This is a genomic window from Deefgea sp. CFH1-16, from assembly GCF_016881365.1.
Classification (GTDB): domain Bacteria; phylum Pseudomonadota; class Gammaproteobacteria; order Burkholderiales; family Chitinibacteraceae; genus Deefgea.
Map to the genome: position 1 here is coordinate 2517174 of NZ_WLYT01000001.1, position 26529 is coordinate 2543702.

30 protein-coding genes and 3 pseudogenes are annotated in these 26529 nt (G+C 48.3%); 18 read left to right on the forward strand and 15 right to left on the reverse strand.

The window, feature by feature from the left end:
• Positions 1 to 53 precede the first annotated feature (53 nt).
• Positions 54 to 299: pseudogene (locus GKO28_RS13815) on the reverse strand (transposase domain-containing protein); the annotation flags it as partial.
• 18 nt (positions 300 to 317) lie between these two features.
• Positions 318 to 1481, reverse strand: a pseudogene (locus GKO28_RS13820) (IS3 family transposase).
• 513 nt (positions 1482 to 1994) lie between these two features.
• Between GKO28_RS13820 and GKO28_RS13825 the strand changes: the two are divergent.
• Positions 1995 to 3482 carry a carboxypeptidase M32 gene (locus GKO28_RS13825; protein WP_182076650.1) on the forward strand — a complete coding sequence of 496 codons (1488 nt, stop codon included), beginning with the start codon at positions 1995 to 1997 and terminating at the stop codon, positions 3480 to 3482.
• Between the two features lie 210 nt (positions 3483 to 3692).
• Here GKO28_RS13825 and GKO28_RS13830 read toward each other — a convergent pair whose 3' ends face one another.
• The 4 genes from GKO28_RS13830 to GKO28_RS13845 all read right to left on the reverse strand — a co-directional run bounded on the left by GKO28_RS13830 (position 3693) and on the right by GKO28_RS13845 (position 7024).
• The gene (locus GKO28_RS13830) at positions 3693 to 4997 is read right to left on the reverse strand and encodes a response regulator (RefSeq protein WP_182076651.1); all 1305 of its coding nucleotides are present in this window, start codon (positions 4995 to 4997) and stop codon (positions 3693 to 3695) included.
• A 40-nt stretch (positions 4998 to 5037) separates the two neighbouring features.
• Positions 5038 to 5484 carry a histidine kinase dimerization/phospho-acceptor domain-containing protein gene (locus tag GKO28_RS13835; RefSeq protein ID WP_182076652.1) on the reverse strand — a complete coding sequence of 149 codons (447 nt, stop codon included), beginning with the start codon at positions 5482 to 5484 and terminating at the stop codon, positions 5038 to 5040.
• Between the two features lie 374 nt (positions 5485 to 5858).
• Positions 5859 to 6116 (reverse strand): hypothetical protein, encoded by a 258-nt coding sequence (locus GKO28_RS13840; protein ID WP_182076653.1) that lies wholly within the window; start codon positions 6114 to 6116, stop codon positions 5859 to 5861.
• Complete coding sequence (locus GKO28_RS13845) at positions 6113 to 7024, reverse strand: ABC transporter substrate-binding protein (RefSeq protein WP_182076654.1); 912 nt, start codon at positions 7022 to 7024, stop codon at positions 6113 to 6115. The genes GKO28_RS13840 and GKO28_RS13845 overlap by 4 nt, the downstream gene beginning before the upstream one ends.
• A 224-nt stretch (positions 7025 to 7248) precedes the next feature.
• On the opposite strand from GKO28_RS13845, the gene GKO28_RS13850 reads away from it, so the two are divergent.
• Entirely contained in the window at positions 7249 to 7827 is a 579-nt protein-coding gene (locus GKO28_RS13850; protein WP_182076655.1) for a 3'-5' exonuclease, read from the forward strand.
• Positions 7828 to 7853: 26 nt separating this feature from the next.
• Here GKO28_RS13850 and GKO28_RS13855 read toward each other — a convergent pair whose 3' ends face one another.
• Complete coding sequence (locus tag GKO28_RS13855) at positions 7854 to 8192, reverse strand: DUF1731 domain-containing protein (RefSeq protein WP_203564172.1); 339 nt, start codon at positions 8190 to 8192, stop codon at positions 7854 to 7856.
• Positions 8179 to 8772, reverse strand: a complete 594-nt coding sequence (locus tag GKO28_RS13860; protein WP_182076660.1) for an NAD-dependent epimerase/dehydratase family protein — start codon at positions 8770 to 8772, stop codon at positions 8179 to 8181. Before GKO28_RS13860 ends, GKO28_RS13855 begins: the two co-directional genes overlap by 14 nt.
• Before the next feature lie 211 nt (positions 8773 to 8983).
• Here GKO28_RS13860 and GKO28_RS13865 point away from each other — a divergent pair, with 211 nt between their 5' ends.
• The 8 genes and pseudogenes from GKO28_RS13865 to GKO28_RS13905 all read left to right on the forward strand — a co-directional run bounded on the left by GKO28_RS13865 (position 8984) and on the right by GKO28_RS13905 (position 14731).
• On the forward strand, positions 8984 to 9463 hold the full coding sequence (locus GKO28_RS13865) for a hypothetical protein (protein ID WP_182076662.1): 480 nt from the start codon (positions 8984 to 8986) through the stop codon (positions 9461 to 9463).
• Between the two features lie 216 nt (positions 9464 to 9679).
• A complete protein-coding gene (locus GKO28_RS13870) occupies positions 9680 to 10669 on the forward strand; it encodes a sulfite exporter TauE/SafE family protein (protein ID WP_173531965.1) in 990 nt (329 codons plus the stop codon).
• Positions 10670 to 10896: 227 nt separating this feature from the next.
• Positions 10897 to 11576, forward strand: a pseudogene (locus tag GKO28_RS13880) (MFS transporter).
• Positions 11577 to 11593: 17 nt separating this feature from the next.
• Complete coding sequence (locus GKO28_RS13885) at positions 11594 to 12010, forward strand: MFS transporter (RefSeq protein WP_307839110.1); 417 nt, start codon at positions 11594 to 11596, stop codon at positions 12008 to 12010.
• A 441-nt stretch (positions 12011 to 12451) separates the two neighbouring features.
• The gene (gspL, locus tag GKO28_RS13890; protein WP_182076670.1) at positions 12452 to 13501 is read left to right on the forward strand and encodes a type II secretion system protein GspL; all 1050 of its coding nucleotides are present in this window, start codon (positions 12452 to 12454) and stop codon (positions 13499 to 13501) included.
• Positions 13498 to 13995: a type II secretion system protein GspM gene (gene gspM, locus GKO28_RS13895; RefSeq protein WP_182076672.1), complete on the forward strand. Its 498-nt coding sequence runs from the start codon at positions 13498 to 13500 to the stop codon at positions 13993 to 13995. Before gspL ends, gspM begins: the two co-directional genes overlap by 4 nt.
• The gene (gene gspN / locus GKO28_RS13900) at positions 13995 to 14507 is read left to right on the forward strand and encodes a type II secretion system protein N (protein WP_182076674.1); all 513 of its coding nucleotides are present in this window, start codon (positions 13995 to 13997) and stop codon (positions 14505 to 14507) included. Before gspM ends, gspN begins: the two co-directional genes overlap by 1 nt.
• Positions 14498 to 14731, forward strand: a complete 234-nt coding sequence (locus GKO28_RS13905) for a hypothetical protein (protein ID WP_182076676.1) — start codon at positions 14498 to 14500, stop codon at positions 14729 to 14731. Before gspN ends, GKO28_RS13905 begins: the two co-directional genes overlap by 10 nt.
• A 7-nt stretch (positions 14732 to 14738) precedes the next feature.
• Here GKO28_RS13905 and GKO28_RS21655 read toward each other — a convergent pair whose 3' ends face one another.
• On the reverse strand, positions 14739 to 15122 hold the full coding sequence (locus tag GKO28_RS21655; RefSeq protein WP_282099310.1) for a mechanosensitive ion channel family protein: 384 nt from the start codon (positions 15120 to 15122) through the stop codon (positions 14739 to 14741).
• Positions 15119 to 15712: a mechanosensitive ion channel family protein gene (locus GKO28_RS21660; protein WP_203564174.1), complete on the reverse strand. Its 594-nt coding sequence runs from the start codon at positions 15710 to 15712 to the stop codon at positions 15119 to 15121. The genes GKO28_RS21655 and GKO28_RS21660 overlap by 4 nt, the downstream gene beginning before the upstream one ends.
• A 392-nt stretch (positions 15713 to 16104) precedes the next feature.
• Between GKO28_RS21660 and aqpZ the strand changes: the two genes are divergently transcribed.
• Positions 16105 to 16812 carry an aquaporin Z gene (aqpZ, locus tag GKO28_RS13920; RefSeq protein ID WP_182076678.1) on the forward strand — a complete coding sequence of 236 codons (708 nt, stop codon included), beginning with the start codon at positions 16105 to 16107 and terminating at the stop codon, positions 16810 to 16812.
• Positions 16813 to 17124: 312 nt separating this feature from the next.
• On the opposite strand, the gene gspE is transcribed toward aqpZ, so the two are convergent.
• From gspE to GKO28_RS13945, 5 genes are read right to left on the reverse strand one after another with little or no spacing between them, the layout of a single operon-like run.
• Positions 17125 to 18594, reverse strand: coding sequence for a type II secretion system ATPase GspE (gene gspE / locus GKO28_RS13925; protein WP_182076679.1), 1470 nt, complete (start codon positions 18592 to 18594; stop codon positions 17125 to 17127).
• Positions 18594 to 19040: a LysM domain-containing protein gene (locus GKO28_RS13930; protein ID WP_182076681.1), complete on the reverse strand. Its 447-nt coding sequence runs from the start codon at positions 19038 to 19040 to the stop codon at positions 18594 to 18596. The genes gspE and GKO28_RS13930 overlap by 1 nt, the downstream gene beginning before the upstream one ends.
• 28 nt (positions 19041 to 19068) lie before the next feature.
• Positions 19069 to 20085, reverse strand: coding sequence for a secretin N-terminal domain-containing protein (locus GKO28_RS13935; RefSeq protein ID WP_182076683.1), 1017 nt, complete (start codon positions 20083 to 20085; stop codon positions 19069 to 19071).
• Positions 19985 to 20914 (reverse strand): secretin N-terminal domain-containing protein, encoded by a 930-nt coding sequence (locus tag GKO28_RS13940; protein WP_182076684.1) that lies wholly within the window; start codon positions 20912 to 20914, stop codon positions 19985 to 19987. Before GKO28_RS13940 ends, GKO28_RS13935 begins: the two co-directional genes overlap by 101 nt.
• Positions 20911 to 21681, reverse strand: coding sequence for a hypothetical protein (locus GKO28_RS13945; protein WP_203564175.1), 771 nt, complete (start codon positions 21679 to 21681; stop codon positions 20911 to 20913). The genes GKO28_RS13940 and GKO28_RS13945 overlap by 4 nt, the downstream gene beginning before the upstream one ends.
• A gap of 450 nt (positions 21682 to 22131) precedes the next feature.
• On the opposite strand from GKO28_RS13945, the gene gspF reads away from it, so the two are divergent.
• From gspF to gspK, 7 genes are all read left to right on the forward strand, one after another.
• A complete protein-coding gene (gene gspF, locus GKO28_RS13950) occupies positions 22132 to 23334 on the forward strand; it encodes a type II secretion system inner membrane protein GspF (RefSeq protein ID WP_182076686.1) in 1203 nt (400 codons plus the stop codon).
• A 129-nt stretch (positions 23335 to 23463) separates the two neighbouring features.
• Positions 23464 to 23883, forward strand: coding sequence for a type II secretion system major pseudopilin GspG (gene gspG, locus GKO28_RS13955; RefSeq protein ID WP_182076688.1), 420 nt, complete (start codon positions 23464 to 23466; stop codon positions 23881 to 23883).
• Complete coding sequence (locus GKO28_RS13960) at positions 23883 to 24083, forward strand: hypothetical protein (RefSeq protein WP_182076689.1); 201 nt, start codon at positions 23883 to 23885, stop codon at positions 24081 to 24083. Before gspG ends, GKO28_RS13960 begins: the two co-directional genes overlap by 1 nt.
• On the forward strand, positions 24083 to 24577 hold the full coding sequence (locus GKO28_RS13965; protein WP_182076691.1) for a GspH/FimT family pseudopilin: 495 nt from the start codon (positions 24083 to 24085) through the stop codon (positions 24575 to 24577). The genes GKO28_RS13960 and GKO28_RS13965 overlap by 1 nt, the downstream gene beginning before the upstream one ends.
• Positions 24577 to 25014, forward strand: a complete 438-nt coding sequence (gene gspI, locus GKO28_RS13970; protein ID WP_182076693.1) for a type II secretion system minor pseudopilin GspI — start codon at positions 24577 to 24579, stop codon at positions 25012 to 25014. The genes GKO28_RS13965 and gspI overlap by 1 nt, the downstream gene beginning before the upstream one ends.
• Entirely contained in the window at positions 24954 to 25514 is a 561-nt protein-coding gene (gspJ, locus tag GKO28_RS13975) for a type II secretion system minor pseudopilin GspJ (protein ID WP_182076694.1), read from the forward strand. Before gspI ends, gspJ begins: the two co-directional genes overlap by 61 nt.
• On the forward strand, positions 25511 to 26419 hold the full coding sequence (gspK, locus tag GKO28_RS13980; protein WP_182076696.1) for a type II secretion system minor pseudopilin GspK: 909 nt from the start codon (positions 25511 to 25513) through the stop codon (positions 26417 to 26419). Before gspJ ends, gspK begins: the two co-directional genes overlap by 4 nt.
• The last annotated feature ends 110 nt before the right edge of the window (positions 26420 to 26529 follow it).

The following is a 26529-nucleotide window of genomic DNA, read 5'->3' on the forward strand; positions in this document are numbered from 1 at the left end:
CCAATTGCACGAAATCCGCAGGTAAGCGCCCAGCCACTCCACCGCCTTGAAGCTTATTTTTCTGCTAGCGCTCGTAGCAGCAGTAATTCGTCGATGCGGCTGTTTGGCCAAGTGGGGCGCTTTTCTAGAGTGTCGGTGAGCCAGGCCATCGGGTCGAGGTCGTTGAGTTTGGCGGTGCCCAGTAGCGTTTGGATCGCGGCAGCGCGTTGACCGGCGCGCTCGCTCCCCGCAAATAGCCAGTTCTTTTTGCCAATCGCAATCGGCCGAATGCTGCTTTCGACCGGATTGTTATCGATCGGCGCGATGCCGCTTTGGGTTTATTCCTGATTTGCTAGTTCAAACTGCTTGGCAAATACGGCTGGTGCTTCGTCGTTCAAACGCGAATGGCGGCGAATTCGATTATAAAAAATTTCAATGTATTCGGTAATTTCTTCCTGTGCCTCCTCCCGTGTTTTGTAACTCTGATGATGCACCAATTCATTCTTCAATGAGCCCCAAAAGCCCTCCATTGGCGCATTGTCATAGCAGTTCCCTTTACGTGACATCGATCCCCGTAAGGCTGCCAATGCCAACTTGCCGCTGGTCGTTGTGCGAGCAATATTGACTACCTCGATCCGAGTGCAAAATTAAACCTGCTTTGGGGTGCTTTTGCGCCAAGGCTAGCGTCAATGCCGCACTCACCCATTCTTTTGTCATCTGACTACCCATGGCATAACCGACGATTTCACAGGTAAAAACATCCTTGATCCTGGCCAAATAGAGCCAGCCTTCTGCGGTAGGAATATCGCTAATATCGCTCACCCACATTTTGTTGGGCTTGACCGGTTCAAAGCTCTGCCCGAGTAAATTCTCTTTCACGGGTAAGCTATGATTTGAATTGGTCGTCGCTTTAAATTTCTTCACTTGAATGCAGCGCAAATCCAGTCTGCGTCTCAAATTGCGCAATTGATTCAAGCCAATCTGCACGTTGTCAGCTGCCAGCTCTTTCTGCAACCGTCGCGGCCCATAGGTCATTCTGCCCTGGGCATGCGCTGCACGTATTTTGACTTCCAGCAGCTGGCGATGCGCCTGCTTTGGCGCGGATTTAGACTGCAGCCATGCATAAAATCCGCTTCGCGACAGACCAAGCCAGCGCGCCATGTGCAGAATCGAATAATGCTTGCGTTGCTGCTTCACGAACGCCTACTTGGCGTGGACTCCTTGGCAAAGTACGCGGCGGACTTTTTTAAAAAAGCGCACTCCATTTTGCTCTCGGCTAGTTCTCTTTTTGGCCTAGCGACCTCAGCACTGAGCTCGTCGACAGGCTGAACGCGATGTTGATCCAGTCCTGCGAGCTTGCCTTGCTGCGCCAATTTGACCCATTTATCAAGAGTCTGTTTGGGCATCGCTCATTGCTTGGCCGCTTGCGGCACATTCAAATCTTGTTCGAGTACTAATTTAACGGCTTCTGCACGAAATGCTGCGGTGTAGCTACTGGCCATGATTTACCTCCAGAGACGATTTTATCTCAATTGAAGGCGTCCATATTTAGCAGCCTACTTCGGGTAGCGCTCAGGCTAAAAAATCGGCAAGTGCGCTGAATATTGAGCTTTAGCCAGAACAGGGCGCAGCGAGCGGTGGCAAGCTCAATCAATCGAGCGTAGTCGATTTGTAAGGGCTTTCAATTTTAGCGAGTGCCTGTCGCTCAGGATCTTGCTGCGTGGATGGCGGATTAATTAAAAGCCAAACTGGTAATTTTGCTGAGTAACGACGTAAGTTTTAATTCGACCCTAAATTGACTGTGAATAGCAATTGATTTTAGGTATATGACTGTAGGCTATTATTTTCATATCATGTAGAGGTATACCTATGATTATATATTGTAAGAATACAGCCATAATCGCCAAATCAATTTAACAGCGCGCATTGCGGTACCGCCTAAAATAAATACCGATTGCATTTGCCGCTGGCACTGTCATGATCGGGGTACTTTTTGAAATTTTTGAGATTGAGTTATGCCCGCCACTGCTTACCAACAGCTTGTCACGATATTTACCCGACTGTATCGCTATGAACATCTTGCCGCGATGGTGGGGTGGGACCAGGCGGTGATGATGCCGCCGCAGGGCAATGAGGCGCGTGGTGCCGCGATGGCCGAATTGGATGTGTTGATGCATCGCACCTTAACCGATGCGACCTTGGTTGAGTTGTTGGCTGCCGCGAGCCGCGAGCCACTCAGTGACGCCGAGCAGGTCAGTTTGCGAGAAATGCAGCGGCAATGGCAGTTAGCCAATTTGCTGCCTGCCAGTTTGATTGAGGCCAAAACCTTGGCCGGATCAAAATGCTCGCACGCGTGGCGAACGCAAAGAGCGAATAACGATTGGGATGGCTTTTTGGCCAATTTTCGGTCGGTGGTGAGTTTAGCGCGCGAAGAGGGGATTTTATTAAGCCATCAAACGGGCTTGTCGCCGTATGAATCATTGCTGAATAAATACGAGCCGGGTATGACTTGCGCTGAGCTGGATCGTATTTTTGCCGACGTAAAAAGTTGGTTACCCGCGCTGATTCAACAAGCCATGGCCAAACAAGCGACAGAAACCCGCATCACGGCGACGGGGCCATTTGCCATTGAGGCGCAGCGCGCTTTGGGCGTGGAGGTGATGGCGCTATTGGGGTTTAATTTTGCCGCTGGGCGTTTAGATGTGTCGCATCATCCGTTTTGTGGTGGCGTGGCCGAGGATGTGCGGATCACGACGCGTTATACCGAGGCTGATTTTAGCCAAAGCTTGATGGGGATTGTGCACGAAACCGGGCATGCGCGTTATGAGCAAAACCTACCGCACGCCACACGCCATTTGCCGGTGGGTCGAGCAAGGTCGATGGGGATTCATGAAAGCCAAAGCTTAGCATTTGAAATGCAGTTGGGGCGTAATCCGGCCTTTTTGGCTTTGATTACGCCGTTGATTGAGCAACATTTGGGGCCGCAAGCGGCGTTTACCGCGGCAAATTTGGCGCAAATCTATACCCAAGTTCAGCCCGATTTTATTCGGGTGGATGCCGATGAGCTGACTTATCCGGCGCATGTGATTTTACGCTATGAAATTGAGCGCGCTTTGATTAATGGTGAAATCGAACCCGATGCTGTACCGGCATTGTGGGATCAAAAAATGCAGGCGTATTTGGGTGTAGATACCACGGGTAATTTTAAAGATGGCTGCATGCAAGATATTCATTGGACCGATGGTAGCTTTGGTTATTTTCCGAGCTACACCTTAGGGGCAATGTATGCCGCGCAGTACTTTGCCACCCTGCGACGCCTTTATCCAGATTTAGATCAACGCATCGCCGAAGGCGATTTAGCACCGATTTTCACTTGGCTTAATACCCATATTTGGCAGCAGGCTAGCCATCTGAATACTGATGAATTAATCCGCAGCGCAACCGGAGAGTCACTCAATCCGCTGTATTTCCGTCAGCATTTGGCGCAGCGTTATTTGGCTTAAGCGGGTTTAGGCCACCAACGTGGCTTGCCGTTAAATCAAAGCAATGCCACGTTCAAGGAGTTAACAGCACGCTCAATGCGTGCTTTTTTGCGTTATGTATTTTAGCAATATGCGGGTATATGCGTGGCATTGATTATTCAAAAGCTTGCTGTGGCGATACCTCGGTATTTGTTTGATCGCGACGAAGTTAAACCGCTAAAGCAACCAGCATTAGCTGCTAGAGGACTGAGCGGATGTTGATGGTGTGCTGGGTTGAAGATGCCGATCTAATGCGGTTTGTAATGCGATGAGCGTGATCGGTTTACTTAAGAAGTCATCCATCCCCGCTTGCTGACAGCGCAGAATGTCTTCTTTAAACACATTGGCCGTGAGTGCCACAATGGGTAAGTGCTGGCCAGATTGCTCTGTAGCACGAATGCGCTTGGTGGCGGCGTAGCCATCCATATTGGGCATTTGGCAATCCATCAACACCAGATCGTAATTTTGGGCGGCGACTGCGGCGACGCCGAGTGCCCCATCGTTGGCAATATCGACACGATAGTTGAGCTTTTCTAGCATTTTAACCACCACCTGCTGGTTCACAGGGTTGTCTTCAACGACCAAAATATGCTGTTTTTTGGTGGCGAGTTGTTCGCCAATTTGATGTGTCGTCACTAAAATTTGCTCTGGTGCATTGTGCTGATTGAGCACTAATTCAATCGCGCTATATAAAGTATTGCTGCGTATAGGTTTGCTTAAAAATGCCGCGTAACCAGCGGCTTTGGCCGATTCGGTTTGCCCAATCGTGCTATTGCTGCTGAGTAAAATTAGTGGCAAATTGTGCTGCAAAGGAAGAGCATGAATATCGGAGGCGAGCTGCTGACTGCTAGGGAAATCTAAATTTTTACTGATCAGCGCAATATCAAAAGCGTGCGTGGCATTGCTTAAAGCGGCTAAGGTATCAAAGCGATTACTAATCATGGTTACGATGAAGCCCATTTCACTTAATTGCTGGCTCAGTCGCTCACGGCTCGCAGGTAAATCGTCGACAATGAGGGCGTGTTTATTGTGAAGCGCGATGTTTTTCGGGTTAATTTCTTCGTTATTGTGGGCTTCGAGGGTGATTTCAAACCAAAATGTTGAGCCTTTATTGGGTTGACTAATGACATCAATCTGCCCTTGCATTGCCTCGACGAGTCTTCGGCAAATGGATAAACCCAGTCCTGTGCCACCAAAGCGGCGCGTGGTTGATGCATCGGCTTGCACAAAGGGCTGAAATAAAGTTTTGATTTCAGCGGTGCTAATGCCAATGCCAAAGTCTTTTACTTCAATATAGAGGCGATGAAAAGGGGGCGCTAATGGTGTACTGCGCATGCGTAAAACGATTTCGCCTTGATGAGAAAATTTAATCGCATTGTTAAGTAAATTAAGCAAAATTTGCCGTAATCGGCTTAGATCGCCATTGAGTTTTTTGGGTACTGATGAATCAATAATGCCAATGATTTCTATAGATTTTTCTCGTGCTTTTTGCGACATTAAATCAATCGAGTCTTCAACTAAATTTCGAAAATCGAAATCAATTTTTCTCTAAGGTAAGTTTTCCTGCCTCAATTTTTGAAAAATCCAGTACGTCATTAATTTGTATTAATAAAGATTGCCCACCAATATCGATTGACCTTAGGAAGTTTTTTTGCTCTAAATTTAATGGTGTGTGAGCGAGTAATTCAGAAAATCCAAGAATTGCATTTAATGGTGTTCTAATTTCATGGCTCATATTGGCTAAAAACTCACTTTTTGCTTCATTTGCTTGTATCGCAGCTTCTTTTGCTTGCGTTAAATCGATTTCGCTCTGAGTCAGTTCTCTTGCCTGATGCTCTAGCGTTGAAATGACTGCTGCGGTGGTACTCATCGCAATTTGAAGTGATTGGGCTAAGTGAGCAATTTCATCTTCTTGTTGCGCTTCATGCCAAACAGGGTTGCGATGTTCATCCCATTGCTTGACATGGTTTTCAATTCTTCCCAATCTCTGGAGTATGTTTTTTCTAAATAAATAATAACTCAGACTGCTAATTAATAAAATACCGAAAAGACATGCAATAGAAAACTGAATGGTTATGGTATTGATTTCTTTTTGTGCTTGCTCAGTATTGAGTTGAATAAAAATAAAGGCTTGGTTTTTGTTGCATCGATTGACTTGCTGATCAGTAGTGGTTTGATAATAAGGTGTTGAAATAGTTCTGGAGAAAACTGATTGTATGATTTCTTTAAATCTGCGTGTTCTATTAGCTGATTTTTTAAGTTTTCGTTCTCAATCTCGCTGATGTTTTTTCCGATTAGGTTTAGTTTTGTTGCTGCGATTATTTTTTTATTCGCGCTATCAACGATGATGATATAATGTCAACACCATTTTCTGCACCAAGAGCAGTGATGATTCGCGCCAGCTCTCCTTGCCGTGAAATGCTCTCGGCGATATAGTTGATGGTGTTTGCCATCAAATTCACCACGTTCTTCTATTTTTGACTTTAATTGATTTTTTGAAGTTTGATAAATTACAGAGATAGCGAGTGTTGCCAATAAAATACTAGCAAAAGCCAAAGGGAATAATAGTTTAAAGTTTAATGACTTTTGCCATTTGTCTTTAATTAATTGAATCATTTTTTATCAGGTCTACTGAGTGGCGAAATGATATTTTTGGTATGATCACGCCCTTTTATTTGCTGATTTATTCTTAATATTTTGTCTGTACGCAGAATAACGTCGTCAAGCTTACCATTGTATTTAAAATAGTCGGCTTGTTCTGCTAGATTAACTATTTTTATTCCATCATTTAGTGCTTGTTTAAATTCATCAGCAGTAATGCCTTCGCGGGCCGCCATAATAGCGTGGGCTTGATCGGGATTGCTTAAGCTATATTGATATGCAGCTTCAAATGCCGAAATAAATTGCTTAACTGCTGCTGGGTGTTGTTGAATGAATTTTTCATCAATGGCAATGACATCTAAAACTTCACCTGAAATGGCTTTGGTGTCAAATAAGGTATGAAAATCTGGATTGGCTAATAATTTAATACTGGTCGGAGGGTAGGTCACAATCGCATCGAGCTCACCCGCTTGTAGCGCTTCTGCGAGGGATTGCTGGTTTAATGACTGTAATTGAAGGTCATTCAAAGTCAGACCATTTTTTTCTAATGCCCGCGCGAGTACGAATACGCCAAGCGATGCGAGCTCTAGGCCAACGGTTTTCCCTTTAAGGCTCTTGATATCCGTTATTTTTTGCTTGGCAATAATCTGATCGGCACCATCGGAATAATCGCAAACGCTAACGATTTGTAATGATCTATCGGTGTTTTCTCTTGATTGCAATACTTCGATTACTGTGGTGCCTAAGGCATCAATTTGGCCGCGTTCAAAAGCGCGCCGTGCATCAGATAATGAATTAAATTCGATTAATTTAACGTCAAATCCAATTTTTTTATACAGACCCAGTTCTTGAGCCAAGTAAATAAATTCGTAACCTGGCCATGCATTAATGCCAACGCGGAGTGTGGGTGGGGCTTTGCTCACACAGCTCGTCAAAAAAACTATGCCGCTGATTAAAAATAAAATTTTTACACAGTATTTTTTTGCCGCTCATTACCGCGCCTCTAAGCCAATAGATTGATTTATTCAGACTAGAATGGCTGGTGTAAAGTTACAAGACAATTACCCCGTGCTTTTTGTTTTGCCAAAGGTGTGGTTTGTCTCGATCAGACGCAACTGACGGCGTACTACTGAGTTACTATAGGGGTATGACTGATGAAATTTTACTCCCCCCTTATATTGGTATTGATACGCGCAGCATTGTTGTCGTGAATTCGCCTGCTGCAGCATTAATCGCTAGCCGTGAGTTGGCTGCGGCCGATGTGTTAGGCTTTGATACCGAATCAAAACCGGTTTTTATGAAAGGGCAAGTTTCGCAAGGCCCGCATTTAATTCAACTGGCCACGCAGGATAAGGTGTTTTTATTTCCGATTCGGCGTGGTGAAGCTTATCCCGCATTGCAAGCCATTTTGGAATCAACATCGATTTTAAAAGTGGGTTTTGGCTTGGGAGACGATCAGCAACGCTTGTTCGCCAAGTTAGGGATTACCACCCAGCACGTGCTGGACTTGGCGCGGGCGTTACGCACTGATTCGCGCAGTGATGTTGGCGCTAAAACGGCGGTGGCGCAGTTTTTTGGCCAGAAATTACAAAAATCGAAAAAAATCTCGACGTCCAATTGGGCCTTATTGCCACTGACGGATAAGCAAAAACAATACGCCGCCGATGATGCGCATGTGGCGCTTAAAATTTATCGCGCCTGGCGGGCGCAGTGCGATCAGCTGTGAGTTAGCCCCATCGCACTGCAAAGGTTTTATTTTTTACCTAGGTATATATCGAGTGCGCTTTTTAAATCGGGGTATTTAAAGCGATACCCAGCTGCAATGAGCCGCTGAGGGACTACGCGTTGTCCGCGAGTAAATAGCGCCCCCATTTCTCCAGCTAAGGCATCAATTAAACATGCAGGTGTGCTGAACCACGTTGGGCGGTGTAGCGCTTGGCCAACTGCTTTGGCAAATTGCGCTTGCGTGGGGGCCTGTGGCGCAGTGAGGTTGTAAGCACCGCTAAAACTCGCATCCGCCATCACTAGCGATATTACGGCCAATACATCATCGCGATGCACCCAGCTCATGACTTGCTCACCATTGCCCATTTTGCCGCCTAAACCCCAGTAATACGGCAAAAACCAGTTTGGGTAGTGCACCGCCTGGATCTTGCTGCGAACAAAACACCAAACCTAAACGTAGGCAAATGACGCGTAGTCCGAGTGCTTGGGCTTTGTTTGCTGAGGCTTCCCACTGCTGGCAGAGTTCGGACATAAATTCCGCCTGCGGTGGCACGCTTTCATCGAGCGCTTCGTCGCCACGGCAGCCGTAATAACCAATCGCCGAGCCATTGATGAGCACCGTCGGCCGGGTGTGCGCTTGGGCCAGCCAGGTAATTAAGTGCTCGGTGGTCCCCACACGACTATCTAGCAGCAGCTGCTTACGGGCTGTAGACCAGCGTGGGCCGACCACAGGGCTCCCTGCTAAATTAATGACGGCATCAAAAACACAGCTCGGACTGAGTGTTTGCCAGTCGGAAAAAGCGCTCACTTGTCCTTGAAACTGCGCGATTGCCGCCTGCGGGTGGCGGCTATACAGCGTAATTTGATCGCCTGCGGCCAGCCGCTCTTTCACCAAGGCACTGCCAATAAAGCCAGTACCACCTGTAATCAGTAGACGTTGTGACATGCTATAAATCCTTTTCTTTCCGTTCTACGATTAAAGCACGCTGCGGGCGGCGGCTTGCGGTATTTTTGTAATGCGCGTCGCAAGAAGGATGCAGCTGTGTTACGGTTTATATCTTTAGCAAGGCTTTCGTTATGTTTTCATGTGGCGTTGATTTTGGCGTTGGGTGAATCTAGCTTGTTTTTTTTCTTGTTGATCCCTAGGAGTTATCACGATGAGTATTTTTGATAAAGCAAAATCCCTACTTGATACCGCAGAGCAGTCGATGAGTGCCGCTGCCGAGCAGGCGGCATTAAAAGTATCTGAATTAGCCGATAAAGCCGGCGATCTGGCCGATCAAGCTGTACACAGTGCTGAAGAGCTCGGCGATAAGGCCAAAATCGCCGCCGATCAGGCTTGGGATAGTAGCAAGCAAGCCGCTAGCGATTTGGCGCACAAAGCCGGCGGGCTTTCGGATGAGGTTTCGGCAAAAGCGGCTGAGTTAGGGGCTAAAGCCGCGCAAGCGACTGAGCAAGCTTTGGATGCCAGCAAACAAAAAGCCAGTGAGTTAGGCGCTAAAGTCAGCGATGCTGCTGGCCATGTGGCGGATAAAGCCAGTGGCTGGGTGGATAAAACCGCCGATGTAGCAGAAAAAGATTTACAGCAAGCTAGCGTAAAAAATGTGCTTGGGCATGATAGTGTGAAGCCGGAATAAATCTTGCGCTATGAAACCAAAAAAAACCGAGCTTGCTCGGTTTTTTTCTTTTTTACGCGTGAGGATTGCTCGTGCAGTCCGGTGCGCCGCACGTTGGCGCAAGAGCGGTTTCTATAGAACTTTCCCTTATTTAGGTTTTGCTAAACAGTCTTTTTGATTTTATTTATTACCCTTACACTCGCGCTCAATTATTTGCTGCTCTTTGAGGCGTAGTCCATGAAAATTCGTCATCCAGATTTAAGCGACAGCCCAGAAAATCGACTTCATCAAGAGATCGGTTTGCCCCCACTTGACACGGCCATCGGCAGCGAGCGCCGCTTGTGGCAAAGCAAGCGCTTAGCCGGTTTAACCTTGCTGATTGCAATGGCGGTTAGCGTTTATATCGCTCAGCATCTGATGCAAGGGCAATCGGCGGTGCTAGGCAATCAATTGCTACTGGCGGCACAGCAAGTGATTAGCTCGCCGCAGTTTTGGGCTGCAGTTGCAGTGGGCTTTGCCGCGCAAGCAATCGATGGCGCATTAGGTATGGCGTATGGCATTAGCTCGAATACGTTTTTAATTGGCGTTGGCGCCAGTCCGGCAGCGGCATCGGCCGCGGTGCATGTGGCGGAAGTGTTTACCACCGGTTTTTCCGGCTTATCACATTTAAAATTTGGCAATGTGGATAAGGCGCTGTTTCGGCGTTTGGTGATTCCGGGTGTGGTGGGCGGGGTGGCGGGCGCTTATTTGTTGACCAGTATTGATGGGCATTTGATTAAGCCCTATATCGCGGCTTATTTATTGCTGATGGGTTTGTACATTTTGCGTAAAGCGTGGTTGGCGACGCACCCGAAGCCGCATTCTAGTGAAATTAAGCACGTGAGTCCTTTGGCGCTGTTGGGCGGTTTTGTTGACGCCGTTGGCGGTGGCGGTTGGGGCCCGGTAGTGACGTCGACCTTGGTCGGGCGCGGAAATGATCCACGCAAAACCATTGGTACGGTGAATGCCGCAGAATTTTTTATCGCGTTTTCTACGGCGGGCGCTTTTTTGTTGTGGGCCGAAATGGAACATTGGTTATTGGTCGCCGGCTTAATTGTTGGCGGATTATTTGCCGCGCCGTTTGCCGCATGGCTGTGCCACAAATTAAATGCGCGCACTTTATTGTGGTTGGTTGGAACATTGATTTCAGTATTAAGCGTATTTAATTTGTTTGTTGCGCTGCGTTAATCCAGATGTTGGGTATTGCGATCTAATTAATACTAGATGAGGGGCGGCAGGCAATACCCCGTGATGTGTAATTCTCCATTGTCATCATCCTTGGCGAGAGTAAACTCATAGCACTCTTTTGTTTTGTTTTGGTTTGATTGATGCCCAACGCCGCCCGTAAAGAATTTGCCATGCTGATCACCTTAATGCTGGTGATGTTTACTGCCATTGCTGACTTTATGATTATGATGCCGCTGGCGTCGTATTTGATGGCTGAGTTTCAGATCAATACCGCTCACTTTGGTCTATTGGTTTCGTCGTATTCTTTAGCTGCAGGTTGCTCGGCTTTGCTGGCGTCTTCGCAAGCCGATCGTTTTGATCGCCGCCACGCTTTATTGTTTTGTTATGGCGGCTTAATGCTCGCCACTTTGGCGTGCGCGCTGAGTGATTCCTACGTCACTTTATTATTGGCGCGGGTATGGCGGGGATCTTTGGTGGCGTTTTGGGCTCGATTTCACTGGCCATTGTTGGCGATTTAATTCCGCCTGAGCGCCGTGGCCGCGCCATGAGCTGGGTGATGCTGGGCTTTTCATTATCCGCCGTGGCGGGTGTGCCATTGGGTTTATGGCTGGCAGCGCATAGCGGCTGGCGATTGCCATTTTTGGTCTTAACCGGCATTTGCGCCATGGTGGCCTTGGCGATTATTCGTTATATCCCATCGGTACGTGGTCATTTGGCGAGCTTAAATCAAGCCGCTAATTGGTTGGATAATTACCGCGAATTATTGCGTGTTCCCAATCATTGGTGGGCGGTGAGTTTAACCGCCATGCTGATGGTGTCGGGATTTTTGGTGATTCCATTTATTGCCCCCACTTTGATTGCGAATGTGGGTTTGGCGCCCGAAGATTTAATGTATTTTATTATTTAGTCGGTGGTGCCGCGACTATTTTTAGCCGTCCGTTGATTGGCCGTTTAACCGATCGTTACCCAGCAAAAAAAGTGGTAGCGTATTTAATCTTGGCGAGTTTTATACCGATTATTTTGGTTACGCAAAATTTAGCCGTGAGTTTGCCTTGGCATTTGGCGATTTCGGTATTGTTTTTTATTTTTGTGAGTGGTCGCTTTATTCCATCATCGACGATGGTGGCGGCAGCTACTCAGCCGCATTTACGCGGGCGCTTAATGGCGTTTAATTCGGCAGTACAAAACTTCGCTTCGGGCGCGGCCTCTTTGCTAGCCGGATTAATTTTAACGCAGCAAAGCGATGGTCATTTAGCCAATTATGCTTGGATTGGTGTTCTGAGTTGCGCAGCTGGTTTGCTGGCGATTTTCTTAGCGCGTAAAATTAAAGCCATTTCTTAAAATCGGTGGTGCCGCTTTTCGCTGCTATTTTTGGCCAATATTGATTTTTCTGCTGCTGATGCAATGGTTAAATCATCATGGGGCAAAATCTATTTGACTGGTGTTGAGCCGTTTTATACCTAGACATAATCGGGTCGCTAGTTGACTGCGTCAATGATTTATCTCATTGATGGGTGCCGATACTTGTCGCTAAATTAGCAAATCAGCATTTTATTTTGCGGCGTACGCCGCATTGTCAAATCAACTTCATTAAAATCGTTTATTCTCTATTTCCTATTTTTATTTCGGCATTGCATTTCATTGGCATGTGATATATGCCATTGGCTGGCGGTTTATTTCGTATTTCGATTGCGACGATTGCGAGTGGCTTAATACGTCAGCGCATGAGCTGGGATTGATGATTGCGGTGGATTATTTAATCCACTTTGTTTTGAGGTTTTGATGACAATAGCGCGTGTAGTTGTTCGGCTTCATGCTCAGGGTGCGCTGGGAATTGAAGATTGGCTGGGCTTTGATGCCAATGGGCGTCAAGTGGCGCAAGGGCAGTCGGCGGTTTTGCCGGCGGCGGCCACGTATGAAATTGCGCTGGCCGCGTGCTGGTTCACCGTGCATTGCTTAACCTTGCCTGCGGTTGCGGCCAAACAGCAGCAAAAATTGATTCGCCAAGCTCTGGAAGATCGGGTTTTAGGTGCTTTAGATTCACTGATATGGCGCGCCAGTCCGCCAGTGGCCGGTAAAACATGGGTGTATTTACTCGAACAATCGCGTTGCGATCAAGTAGAGCAGTGGCTTGCCAGCCAAGCATGGACCGCGACGCGCTGGGTGCCTGAATTTGCTTTATTGCCGGCCGGGGCTGCGTGTTATGCGCCAAGCGGCCATGGCGTGATGTTGGCGCATCACGGTGAATATGCTTGGCTCGATAACGAGGCCGATTTACTTGCGCTCTATCCGGATGAAACTTGGCAGGCACTGACGACGGCGGATTTAATTGCGCCAGATGCGGCGAGTGTGTCTTTTTTTAAAAGTAATAAATCTAATGTATCGCTAGCAATGCATTGGGAACAATGGCGTAGCGCGGTATACCTATTGTTTGTGTGTGTGGCTTTGCTGTTGCTGAGTACGATAATGCAGTGGCGGAGTAGCGCAGGACAAGAGCGCGCTTTGCGACAAGAAATTCGACAAACCTTTGCCAGTGTCTATCCCGGCGTGCCGATTGTTGACCCCATTTTACAGTGGAAAAGTCAGCAAAAAGCCGGTGAATCCACTGGGCGCGTTGGGCAGGGCGATGCATTGGATTTACTGTATCAACTGGCTGGGCAAATTGATTTAGAGGTGGGGATTGATAGCTTGAGTGTGAAAGACGGCAAATTACAGATGGTGATGAATGAGGTCAAATCAGCGCCTTTGATCGCCAAATTGACGGCACAAGGCAGCAAAATGAAGAGCCAGTCGATGGGTGATGGTCGTATCCGGATTGAGGTTGAGCAATGAGCGCGTATACAAAATATTTAGCCCAAGCGCACAGCTACGGGGCACGTTGGCAGATGTATTGGCTGGCACGCAATCCCCGCGAGAGAAAAATGCTACTGATTTGGGCGGTTTTAGTCATCAGTGGCTTGTTGTATTTTGCGGTGTATGCGCCGCTTAATGCGCAAATTACTCGCTTGCAAATGCAGATTCCACAGCTGGAAAACCAATTAATGGCCATGCGTGGTAGTAAACCCATGGTGGTTGCCTCGCGTGCTGCCAGTACGCAGGATTTGCGTTCGGCCACATTTGCTGAATTATCCAGCAAAGGCATTAGTGCCGATGTGCGCTCGATTTCCAATCAACAGCTTGAGGTGCGGAGTAATTTGCCAAGCATTGCCGAGGCTTTGCAGTTGGCCAATGCTTTACGCCATAGCGTTCAAGCCAAAATTACCGCCATTCAAATGACGCCTGATGCCGCTAGCGTGAGCTTGGTGCTGGTATTGGAGCGTCAATAATGCGAAAAATAATCCAGCAGCGAGGCCTGTGGATCAGCATTGCGGGGCTCTTTTTACTTTTGATTTTAGTGCTGCGCATGCCGGTCAGTACCATCAATTGGTTTTTACCGAGTAATGTGAGCGTGGTTCAGCCGCAAGGGACCATTTGGTATGGGCGCGCTAGCGCAGTGGGTTTAGAAGGCGTGGTGTTGCAACAAAATTTGCGCTGGGCCTTTCTGCCTAAGGCTTTATTGACAGGGCAATTGGCATGGCAAATGCAAAGCGAAGCCTTGGATACACAAAATCAAGCCCGCATTTTTGTTGGTTTTGGCGGCGTGGCGCTCGAGCAAGTGGACGTGACTTTGCCGCTTGAAGGTATTTTTCGCGCCATTCCGCAAGTGGCGCAATGGGGTTTGGGTGGACGTGCCACCTTGCGTAGCGCGCATCTCTCAAAGCAAGTCGGCGCACAAGCCGAGCTATTACTCGACTCGATCCGGTCTTTAGTCAGCTGGTGCCAAGCCTCATGCCAATGACCACCTTGCGTGCTCAGCTTGCGGTGGTGGCCGATGGGGCGACATGGCAAATTTCTCCAGCTGGGGCCAGCGCGATTGCCGTCAATGGTCAAGGCCAATTGGCGTGGCGCGGCGCGGCGCACGGTACGATTAATCTCAATCCGGATGAAAAAGTTCGCCAGCAATTAGCGCCCTTACTCATGCAAGTACCGGCCACGGCCGAGGGTTACCAAATCAAGTTTTAAGTCTTAATCAGCTCGGCGACGCCTTGCCGTCGTTCGGGCAAGACTTGCGTGGGCAAACTAAGGGTTTGGCTTGCGTTAAGGATTGCTCCGTGGCCAGCTCCAAAGCGCGCATATTAATTTGGGATGGTTTGATTGCTGATGGATTTGTCGGTAATGCTGACATCAAAATATTAAATGGAATGTCCACGCCTTCTTGCGTTAATTTTTCCAGTAAAAAGGCCATTAATTCGCCGCGAACTTGATAGTAATGCGCTCTATCGGTCCACACCATAAATAAGATATTAATGCTGGAATCGCCATAGCTCATCACATGAATAAAGGGTGTTTGGTTTTGATCTAGCCCCGGATAGCTGGTGGCAATGTTTTCTAAAATTTGTAGCACTTTTTTCATGTCGGAATCATAAGCGACAGACACCGTAATTTTAATTCTGCGAATTGGATTGGTGTCGTAGTGATGATGATATTGCCACTAATCATGACATTATTCGGAATGATAATTCGACGTCCATCCAAGCTATTGATATGGGTGGAGAAGATTTCAATTTCGGTCACATTGCCCATCACGCCATTGACTTTAATAAAGTCGCCAATGACAAATGGGCGCGAAAAAAACAACACCACCCCACCGGCAAAATTAGATAAAAATTCCTTTAAAGAAATACCAATTCCTAAGCCAATCGCACTAATCATCGTGGCTATCGAGCGCTCGCTAAAGCCAAAAGCGAGTAAACCGAGTAAGAAAAAAGCAATATATAAACCCAACTTGGTCATTGAGCGGCTAAATTGCTTGGTGTTTTCATCAGTATTGAGGATGTAGACCTTAGAAAAATATTTATCGACTTTTTTGACCAAGTAAGAGCCAGCAAAAATAATCAATGCAAATAAAAAAAGTCGAAAACAAAAAATGATCGCATCATGAAACAGTAGATGAAATAAAGATTCTTCTTGGTTGATATTCAGTACGTTGAGATATTGATTCATAGTCGATTTACCTGCATCAGTCAGTGTTGATTGCCAATCAATCAGTAAGCGGTAATGCGACTTCCTGACTAAATTTATTCATTATTTTGACAGAATAAGCACTACTGAAGACAGTGAGTGCAATATTACCGTTGGGCTGTTGATATAACTTACAAACGGCAGGAAATGGGCTCGGGTCTGCGCAGCAAATGAGTAATAAACGGCATAAACTGCTTAAAAATAGAATATTTACCTTAGGAAACGGTATTTTTATGGTTTTGTGGTCATAAAAATGTTCTATCATGTGCGCCGTTTTATTTTTTGATTTTATAGTAAGCAGAGCAATAGTAAATTCAATTATTTGGTTACTTTTTTTAGTCAGCAATATGAGCAAAAACAAAAAGGATATCAACATGTATACATTAAATCAGCGTTTAGCTGCTGAATTCATCGGCACATTTTGGCTAGTTTTAGGTGGTTGCGGCAGTGCGGTTTTGGCCGCGGCCTTTCCTGAATTAGGCATTGGTTTTGCCGGTGTGGCTTTGGCATTTGGTTTGACAGTATTAACCATGGCCTTTGCCATTGGTCATATTTCAGGCTGCCATTTAAACCCAGCGGTGTCATTTGGTTTGGTCGTTGGTGGTCGTTTCCCGGTCAAAGATTTGCTGCCCTATGTTGCTGCGCAAGTGCTTGGCGGGATTTTGGGCGCGACGATACTATACTTTATTGCCACCGGTAAGCCTGGGTTTGTTGCCGGCGGCTTTGCCAGTAACGGTTATGATTTATTGTCCCCAGGGCATTATGCGATGACCGCCGTATTCTTGTGCGAAATGGTGATGACGTTTATGTTTTTGTTCATCATCTTGGGCGCCACCGATGATGCGCGCTCGCCAGCGGGCTTTGCGCCGATTGCGATTGGTTTGGGCTTAACCTTAATTCACTTGATTTCCATTCCCGTGAGCAATACTTCGGTGAATCCGGCGCGTAGTTTGGCGGCGGCTTTATTTGCTGATACCGCCGCATTGAGCCAAGTTTGGTTATTCTGGGTCGCTCCATTGATCGGCGCGGCGATTGCGGGCGTGGTGTACAAAATGGTGGGCGGTGACGGTAAGCAAAAATAAAGCTTAGCGGTTTTGATTATAGGGGTATAACGATAAGGGCTTTTTATAAAATGGCCCAGATCGTTATACCCCTTTTGTTTTTAAGTTCAGATTAAGTATGTAGCCGCCAATTTTTGAATTTGCCCTTCTTGCGACTCGTCGCCCTTGATGTTTGCTGACGGAATTTTAAGTGCTGATTCGAGTCTCAATTGGCAATTAAGGGCGCTCCAGCGCTCCCAATAAACATCCCTAATTGGGTGATATGATTGGCCCAAGCGCTTGTAATAAATGCTCTGCGCTGAGTGTTGCAATCATTATGGCGCGACCGCTGATTTAATTGCTGCTGCGGGTGATTCTAAGCATTTCTTCAAAGCTACTCACGCCTTCAAGCACGCGCGCTGAAGCGTCGCTGCGCAAGCTGGTCATGCCGAGGCTTTCGGCATAGTTGCGAATGTCTTGCTCGTTGGCCGAATTATGAATCTGGGTTCGCATCGCTTCATCAACCACAAGTAATTCATGAATTCCACTGCGGCCACGATAGCCTGTTTGGGCGCAATGTGGGCAGCCCACTGCGCGGTATAATGTAATTTTTTCTTGGGTATTGACCCCAAGCTCAATTAATTCGTCATAGCTAGCGAGGTACGGTGCTTTGCAGTCGGAGCATAAGTTGCGTACCAAACGCTGCGCCAAGACGCCGATGGTCGATGAGGCGAGTAAAAACGGCTCAATGCCCATATCCACCAAACGAGTAATGGCGCTAGCCGCATCGTTGGTGTGCAAGGTGGCGAGGACTAAATGACCGGTGAGCGAGGCTTGAACGGCAATTTGCGCGGTTTCTAAATCGCGAATTTCACCAATCATAATAATGTCGGGGTCTTGTCGCAAAATCGCCCGCAGCGCCCGAGCAAAACTCATTTCGATGCGGGTATTGACTTGGGTTTGGCCGATGCCGTCTAAGTCGTATTCAATCGGGTCTTCCACCGTCATGATATTGCTGTTTTTGGCGTCCATACTACCGAGCGCGGCGTACAGCGTGGTAGTTTTACCCGAGCCGGTTGGCCCGGTTACCAGCACAATGCCATGTGGCGCGGTGAGTAATTGATTCAGTGGTTTCAGCGTGGCCTCACGCATGCCGAGTTTGGCTAGCTGTAAGCGGCCAGCGGATTTATCGAGTAAACGCAGTACGGCGCGCTCGCCGTGACCGGTTGGTAATGTGGAAACGCGAATATCGACCGGGCGACCGGCAATCCGGAGGTTGATTCGACCGTCTTGCGGTAAGCGTTTTTCGGCAATATCTAGCGCTGCCATCACTTTAATCCGCGACACTAGGGCGGCATGCAGCGCGCGATTGGGCTCGACCACATCGCGCAAAGTGCCGTCCACCCGATAGCGCACAACGGAGCGCGTCTCAAAAGGCTCGATATGCACATCGGAGGCATTTTCGCGCAGTGCTTCGGTAAAAATCGCATTGATCAGGCGAATCACCGGGGATGATTCTTCGGCCTCCATCAGGTCTGAGACCTCAGGCATATCTTGAATCAAGCGCGCCAAATCGGCCGATTCTTCGATGTCGTCCACCATATTGATGGCGCTGGTTTTGCCGTTGCCAAAGTGCTGCGTTAAGCGGGCATCAAAACTGGCTGCCGGCAAAATATGTAATTGCGTTGGGCCGCATTGGCGGCGAACTTCGCCCAACGCCGCTGCGCTGGCGCCTTGACGAACATAAATCGGGGTAATGCCATCGTGAATTGGGCCATCAAATAGGCCAAATTCCCGCGCATACATATATGAAACAACGCTCATTAGGAATTGCCATTGGCTGAAGGTGGCGGGCTCAGGCGCAGAACTTGGCCTGTTTTGAGCCCATTGAGATTATTTAACTGATTCCATTGCGCTAAATCTTGCATGCTTTGCCCGTAGCGCAATGAGATTTGATATAAATTATCGCCTTCTTTTACGGTGTGCGATTGCGGCTTAGCGATCGCGCTTGGTGGTTCAAGCTTCGCTTGAGGCTCTGGTTTGGCCTCCGCGTTGTTGTCGTTCGCCGGTACTGCTGCGGGTATTGCATTCACCGATGGGCTATTGTCTGGCGCGCGATCGGGGAGTTGCACTTTGGGCATGTCTTGCAAGAAAACATGGCCGTCGACTTTGTAGTCGCCCTGTTGTTTTTGTAAATATTGATAGCGATCACCGGTTAGGCGGTTGTTATCCGCGCTATCGCGAATCACCACAGGACGTAAAAACACCATCAGACTGACTTTTTGCCATTCGCGGCTATCATATTTTAAACAAGTTACCGATAAGGGGTATATCGCCCAAGCCTGGAACTTGATTGCCTTTGTTGCCAATACGGTCTTCAATTAAGCCACCAAGCACTACAATCTGCCCGTCGTCGACCAAAACTTTGGTTTCAATCGTGCGCATTTTGGTCGCCAAACCGGCACCGGCGGTATTCACCGAGTTATCAATGCTTGAGACTTCTTGATATACATTAAGCGTAATCACACCGCCTTCGGACACTTGGGGGCGAACGCGCAGTTTAATCCCGATGTCTTTACGTTCCACCGTCACAAATGGATTGGTGTTATTGGTGCTCGATGATTGCGAGCCGGTAATAATGGGGATGTTTTGCCCGACGGTGATTTTGGCTTCTTCATTGTCCAAGGTCAGCAAATTGGGTGTGGATAACACATTGCCATTGCCACTGCTTTGTAGGGCCGAGGCCAATAACCCTAAGCTGGCGCTGCCATTGCGTGGGTCACCATTAAAAATCCCCAAAGTGAGTCCAGCAGGAATGCCGGCAGGGGTTTTGTTAATGATATTGCCGATGATATTACCCAAGCCGCCAGTGCCGGGGTTGATATTGGTCACGCCGCCCGCGCCGATTTTATCGTTGCCGCCGGCCAATAACCATTGAAAACCAAATTCAGAGAGTTTGGATAAATTGACTTCGGCAATCATCGCTTCTACATAAATTTGCGAGCGGCGAACGTCGAGTTTTTCAATCACCGCGCGCAAATTATTATAAATATTTTGCGGCGCTGTAATGATTAAGGCATTGGTGGTGCTATCGGCCTGAATCCTGACCGTAGCGCCTGCAATCTGCACATTGGTGCCGCTATTGGTATTGACCGGATTAAAATTATTGCCACCGCTATTGGTTCCGCTATTGCTGCTATTGGTGTTGGCGCTGTTATTGGTGTTTTGATTGGCATTTGCATTCATGCCAGATGAATCTTCTTGCCCAGTCAAAATGCCTTTGAGTGTTGCGGCTAATTTTACTGGCCTCGGCATTTTTTAAATACACCACATTAATGGTGCTATCGTTGGTGGCCGCTTCATCCAGATTGGTAATGAGTTGTCGCAATTGGCTGGTTTGCGCGGCATTGAGTGCGCGCACCATTAAGCGATTGCCACGCGGATCGGGCACCACAATCGAGCGGCGCACGCCGTCATTACTCGGAATCGGCGCGCCGCCGACTTGCACGCTCACTTCGGGCATCAGGCGAGCAATGTTTTGCGCCACATCTAGCGCCGAGGCGTTAGTGAGTTTGATGGTAAACACGTCGGTATTTTTCGGCTGATCGATATTGTCGATAATGCGCGATAGGCGGCGAATATTGTCGGCGTAGTCGGTGATCACCAAGGTATTGCTGGTGCCCGATTGATACGCGCTAATCAGGCTGCTTGGTGACGCCAGTGGCCGCAGCATGGTCGCCATTTGATTGGCGCCTTCATTATTGAGGGCGAAAATCTGGGTGATGATTTGCTCGCCATTGGCATTTTCACCGCGAACCAAGGTTTTATTACTCAGCGCTTTACTGTCGGCTTCGAGCTGAATTTTGATCGCGCCATTGGCTTGCACCGTGCTAAATCCGGCTTGCCGTAGCGCCGATTGCAAAATCGGGTAGACCAAATCTTTGGATACCGGTTGGGTAGAAACAATATTAATTGTGCCTTTAACGCGCGGATCAATAATAAAGTTTTTGCCGGTAATCAGGCTAATGGCTTTTACCGTGGTTTCAATATCGGAATTAATGAAATTGAGCATGACTTTTTCGTCAGCGTCGGCAGCCAATGTCAATTGGCTACATAAAAGTGCGCCAATAATTAATTTTTTCATGGATTCACGGTATAGCTAATAGTTTGAGATTGATCTTGCCGTTGAATTTGCAAAGATAGCTGAGTTTGTTGACTAAAAGCCCCGTAGAGCAAAGATAGATCGTCGAGCTTATTGAGTGGGCGGCCATTAATGGCTTTAAGAATATCACCATCGCGTAATTGCAATACTTGCGCTAATTGCTGTTGGTTGGCTTGCTCAACCACAATGCCGCCAGCTGCGCTAGTACCTAAACCTTTACTCCAATTAGCCAAATTGCCACCTTGTAAAATCCCAGTGAGCTGGCCGCGCGTTAAGCTCACCGCGGCCTCGGTACGGCTCGGTGCAGTGGGCGCTGCGGTATGGTTGATTTGTGGCGCAACCGAGTTGGCTAAGGGCGTACTGGCTGCGGCGGGTAAGTAAATTTTTTTCTGCTTGCCGTGTAGGTCGAGCACGATGTGATCATGTTGTGCGGCAATCAATTGGCCGTATGCACCAACTGGATCACCGACTTTAACTGCGACTGCGCTGGCTTCTAGTCCATCAATAATCGCAATGCCTTGCGCCCCTGAAACTAAAGCGCGCAATGACAGCTGTGATGCTTCGTTGGCCACACTATTTGAGGCGGCAGCAAATAGTTTCACCACGGCATCGGGGTTAAAGGCCTGTATTTTTGGCGCAGCATAGGCCAAACGCAGTGCTGGGCTACTGGTGCGAGGGGCAATCCATTGCCAGATTAAGCCTGCAATCAACCAAATGCATACCGCAGCGAGCAGGTATTGGATTAGCAAGGGGAGTCGTTTCAAGAAAAAAAGACATCAAGCGGATAAGTCAGTAAAGGTATTGAATTTCATATTGTTTTGAGTCGTTTAATCCCGATTTATGGTGATTTGCTGCACTGTGTTTTTTTTATTAGCGCAATTTAGTTATCACTTTGTTCGCTAAGAATAATCTCAAAGCAGTGGGTAAAGTGATTTGCTGCCAAAAATGTCAAATTGATGTGTTGTCATCTTTGCAAGGTAAACTGTTGGCTTCAATCTGGTTTTTCTCAGCATTAATTGGCGATGATTAGGATTTTAACGATTGCTGTGAACAGAAAATTTAACATCCTCGGTCATTATTTCATAGAAAAATTTATTGAGTGCAGACATTGAATCACAACTAAATGACTGTAATATGGCAATTCTCTTTTAATTAGTAATTTTTGGCTAGGGCGATACTCGCCCCTGTAAGTGACGCTCGTGACTGCATTTATTTATCAAGCGCTGCCAATTGTGGGCGGCAAAGAACGTCGAGGGCAAATTGATGCTGATTCGCCGCGTCATGCCCGCAGCCTATTACGCGAGCAAGGCTTGCTGGCCACGCAGTTGCAGCCAGCGCAAAATATCGAGCAACAATCTGCCCGTTTAAGCCTATCGAGCCAGCAATTATCGACGCTGACGCGGCAGTTTTCAGCGCTGCTCGATGCTGGTTTAACCATTGACGAGCTGTTGATTGTATTAGCCGAGCAAACCGAGCATCGCAAAACGCAGCAAGTGTTGGCGGGGTTGCGGCAAGACGTGATGGCCGGGATGCCATTGTCGCAAGGCATGGCGCAATTTCCGCGCGTTTTCCCAATGCTGTATCGCACGCTGGTTAAAGCCGGCGAAGAATCGGGCAAGCTCGCTGGCGTGATGCAGCGCTTGGCCGATTACCTTGAGGCGCGTGGCGACTTAAATAGCAAAATTGCGATTGCGTTTATTTATCCGGCGGTGGTGATGCTGGTATCGGCCTTGGTGATTTTAGGCATGCTCACATGGGTCGTGCCGCAAATGGTGCAAGTGTTTGAGTCGGCCAAACAAACCCTGCCGCTACTGACAAGGGCGCTGCTGTGGACGAGTGCGGTGATTCAAAGCATCGGCGGCTGGGTGTTGCTGGCCGTGATTTTGGCCAGTGTGGCGGCGTTTTATGCGCTTAAAAAGCCTGAATTGAAATTACGCTTTCATGTTTGGCGTTTAACATGGCCGCTCTTGGGGTATTTAGATCGCCTGGCCAATACCGCCCGATTTGCCAGTACTTTGGCAATTTTATCCGGTAGTGGTGTGCCTTTATTAAAGTCGCTCGATGCAGCCGAAGGCGTGATGAGCAACCTTAAACTGCAAAGCGCGGTGGCCGAGGTCGCCGCTCAAGTGCGTGAAGGCGTCAGTTTGGCACGAGCGATGAAAACCGCCGCAGTGTTTCCGCCGTTATTGCTGCATTTGGTGGCTAGCGGCGAAGCGACCGGGCGTCTGGCATTGATGCTCGATCGGGCGGCGATTGAACAAACCAAAGAGCTCGACCGCAAAGTCACCGCCTTTACCAGTTTGCTCGGCCCAGTGATGGTGTTAGTGATGGGCGCCGTGGTGATGGTGATTGTGATGGCGATCTTGTTGCCGGTGTTTGAGATGAATCAGTTGGTGAAGTAGCGCCTTGTGATAATTGACAAGGGCTGATGGGTATCAATACCAAATCTGTACGTGGTTGCACCATGTGTAGTATATGAATGTGGTCTATGTTTAAATTGACTTTGGGGCGTATACCCATAAGGAGAGGATGTGAAAAAGAGTCGTGGTTTTACTTTGATTGAGATTTTAGTAGTGGTTTCGATCTTGGCTATTTTGGGTGCACTGATTGTGCCCAAAATTATGGATAGACCGAATGAGGCGCGCATTGTCGCTGCCAAGCAAGATGTGTCGTCGATTATGGCGGCGCTGAAATTGTATAAATTAGACAACGGTCGCCTGCCGACCACTGAACAAGGCCTAAAAGCCTTGGTGCAAAAACCAACGACTGATCCGGTGCCGATGAACTGGAAATCCGGCGGCTACCTCGAGAAAACCCCGAAAGATCCATGGGGTCAAGATTATGTGTATTTAAATCCCGGTGTTCACGGTGAGATTGACGTTTTGAGTTATGGCCCAGAAGGCCAAGCGGGAGCGGATAAGCCCGAGAATTTAATTGGTTCATGGCAATAATGATTTTTGCTACTGCGAACCGCAAATCCGGCGTTATTGCTGCGGGGAAAAATCCTCATTTACTTGATGTAAATTCCGGTTTTTCTCCTGCCTGGTCTTTGCAGTTCTCGCTACGCAAAATCTGGCCGTTTTTGGGCCGAAGAAGCGCTTCTTTTGCTTTTGCTAATGCAAAACACATTTTGGAAATTAACGCCCATTGATGGTTAAAAAAAGCATTTCGTCGCCCTTGCAGTCCGGATTTACGCTGCTCGAAATCCTCGTTGTTACGGCGATTATTTTGATTGTCACCAGTGTGACGGTGTTTCATTTTAATCGGGGTGATGGCGCACAAGTGGCGGCTGAGCGCTTGGTGCTGCAATTTGAAGCGGCGCGCGACGAGGCTTTGGCCAGTGGCCATGCTTTGGCATGGACTAGCGATGGCGCTGCATATCAGTTTTGGTTTAAAAATCCGCGCCAAGAGTGGGAAGTATTAAAAGATCGTGAGGGTTTACGTGCTTTGCCGTGGGCGGAAGGGGTGCAGGTTCGCGGGCAAAAAATCAATCAGCAAAATCGTCCTTTGGGTGACAAGATTATTTTCCCCGCTGATGGGGTAATCGAATCTTTTGAACTTGAGCTACAGGGGCGAGATACACAATGGCAAATAACGGGCGATGTGATGGGGCGGTTTAAAGTTCAAGCGGTAGTGGCGCAGTGATGGTGCGCCGATCTTGGGGATTTACTTTGGTTGAAGTGCTGGTGGCGCTGGCGGTGCTGGGCATTACTTTGGCGGCGGCGGCTAAATTGGTGATGGGCTCAACCGACACCTTAATTACCTATCGCACGCGCACATTGGCCAGTTGGGTGGCGAGTAATTTGGTCAATCAGCATTTGGCGATGCGGGTGTTTCCCGAAACTGGTTCCACACAAGGGCAAGTGCAGCAAGGCGGGGAAGCGTTTATTTATCGGATGAATGTCAGTCCAACGCCCAATTATAGTTTTCGCCGGATTGAGCTTTTAGTTTCGGTGCCTTCTGACCCAGAACATGCTTTAGCGCAACAGTGTGTTTTATGCTGCGCGAGTGGATTAAGCCGATGGCGCGTGGATTTACTTTGCTTGAGGTGTTGGTGGCACTGGCGGTGTTTGCGATCATGAGTTTGATCACCTATCGCGGTGTCAGTATGGTGATTGATACGCGCAGCGCCGTGGTCAGCGAAACGCAGTACTGGCGCGAGCTCACCTTGGCTTTTGAGCGAATGGAAAGCGATTTAAGCCAAATCGCGCCAAGGCCCTGGCGCGATGCGGCGGGGCAGCTTAATCCGCCGCTGCGTAGCGTAAGCCGTAGCGAGGCGCCGGTGGGGTTGGAATTTATTCGTTTTGACGGTGATCGAGCGCCATTACATGGGATGTATGAGTGCCAAGATCAAGCGCTCAATCTTAAGCTTTACCCTCGCGCGGATTTGCAAGCGGGTGATGAGGCGGTAACGCATCAGCTGCTGGCGCAATTAACGCGCTGTGAGCTTGATTTTCTCGACGCTAAAAATCAGTGGCGTTCGCAATGGACTGAGGCCAGTGAGCGGCCTCGGGCGATCCGCATTCGGCTCGCCTTTGCGCAGCGCGTGGGCGATTTTGAACGGATTTTCTTACTGCCATGAAGCGCAAAATCAATCCAAACCGGCCGGCGTTGCGGCAAACTGGCGTTGCCATTATCGCCGCTTTGATGGTCGCGGCTTTAGTCGCTTCTATCGCGGGCTTATTGATGGTGCGCCAGCAACGGGCGCTACAGCAATTAGAAATTCGTAAAGACACGGCGGAGGCGCGTGCGGCGACGTGGTCGGTGCTGCAATTGGTGCGTCTCACCTTGCGTGACGATGCTCGAGCTGGCCAGCCCGATCATTTACGCAAACCGTGGGCCGTGCCGATTCCCGAAATTAAAATCGAAAATGGCGCCATGAGCGGGCGTTTGATTGAGCTTAATGGCCGCTTTAATTTAGGTAATTTAATCGATCAAAACGGCCAGCCGGTTGCAGCCTCATGGGCAGCTTATCCGCGTTTATTGGCCAATTTAGGTTTGCCGAGCAATTTGGCGGACAACTTGCGGCAATATCTGGCGCTGCATGCAGTGCAACAAGGCGAGAAAAAAATCTGGCTGCCGCTGATTGATCCCAACGAATTGGCGAATGTGGCGGGCTATACGCCCGAGGTCATGCGCCAACTTGAGCCCAGTATTGTCACCTTGCCCGTGGCAACCGCACTCAATGTCAATTTTGCCTCGCCCGAAGTGCTGGCCGCTTGGTTGCCGAAACTCACCGTATCTGCTGCTGAGCAAGCCTTATCAAAGCGTAGAAGCCAATACTTCAATAGCCCGGCCGATTTAATTGGGCATTTACCCAAGGAGGTTCAAGCTCAAGTGCCGGCGCAATTACTCACGGTGAATAGCCACTATTTTTGGGCCGATATGGGCGCTCGCTTTGGCAAAGTTTTAATGCAGCACCGTGCATTATTAGATCGCTCCAAAAGTGATATGCCTGTGATTTTGTCAGTTCGGCGGGTGTATTAAGCGAGCAATGCTGTTGGTAGCGTTTGCTGCTGGCGGATTGAATATCAGCTTATTGCTTGGATGTAAGCACAATTACTACGATGGCACTTTTCGCTGAAAAGCCTACAATG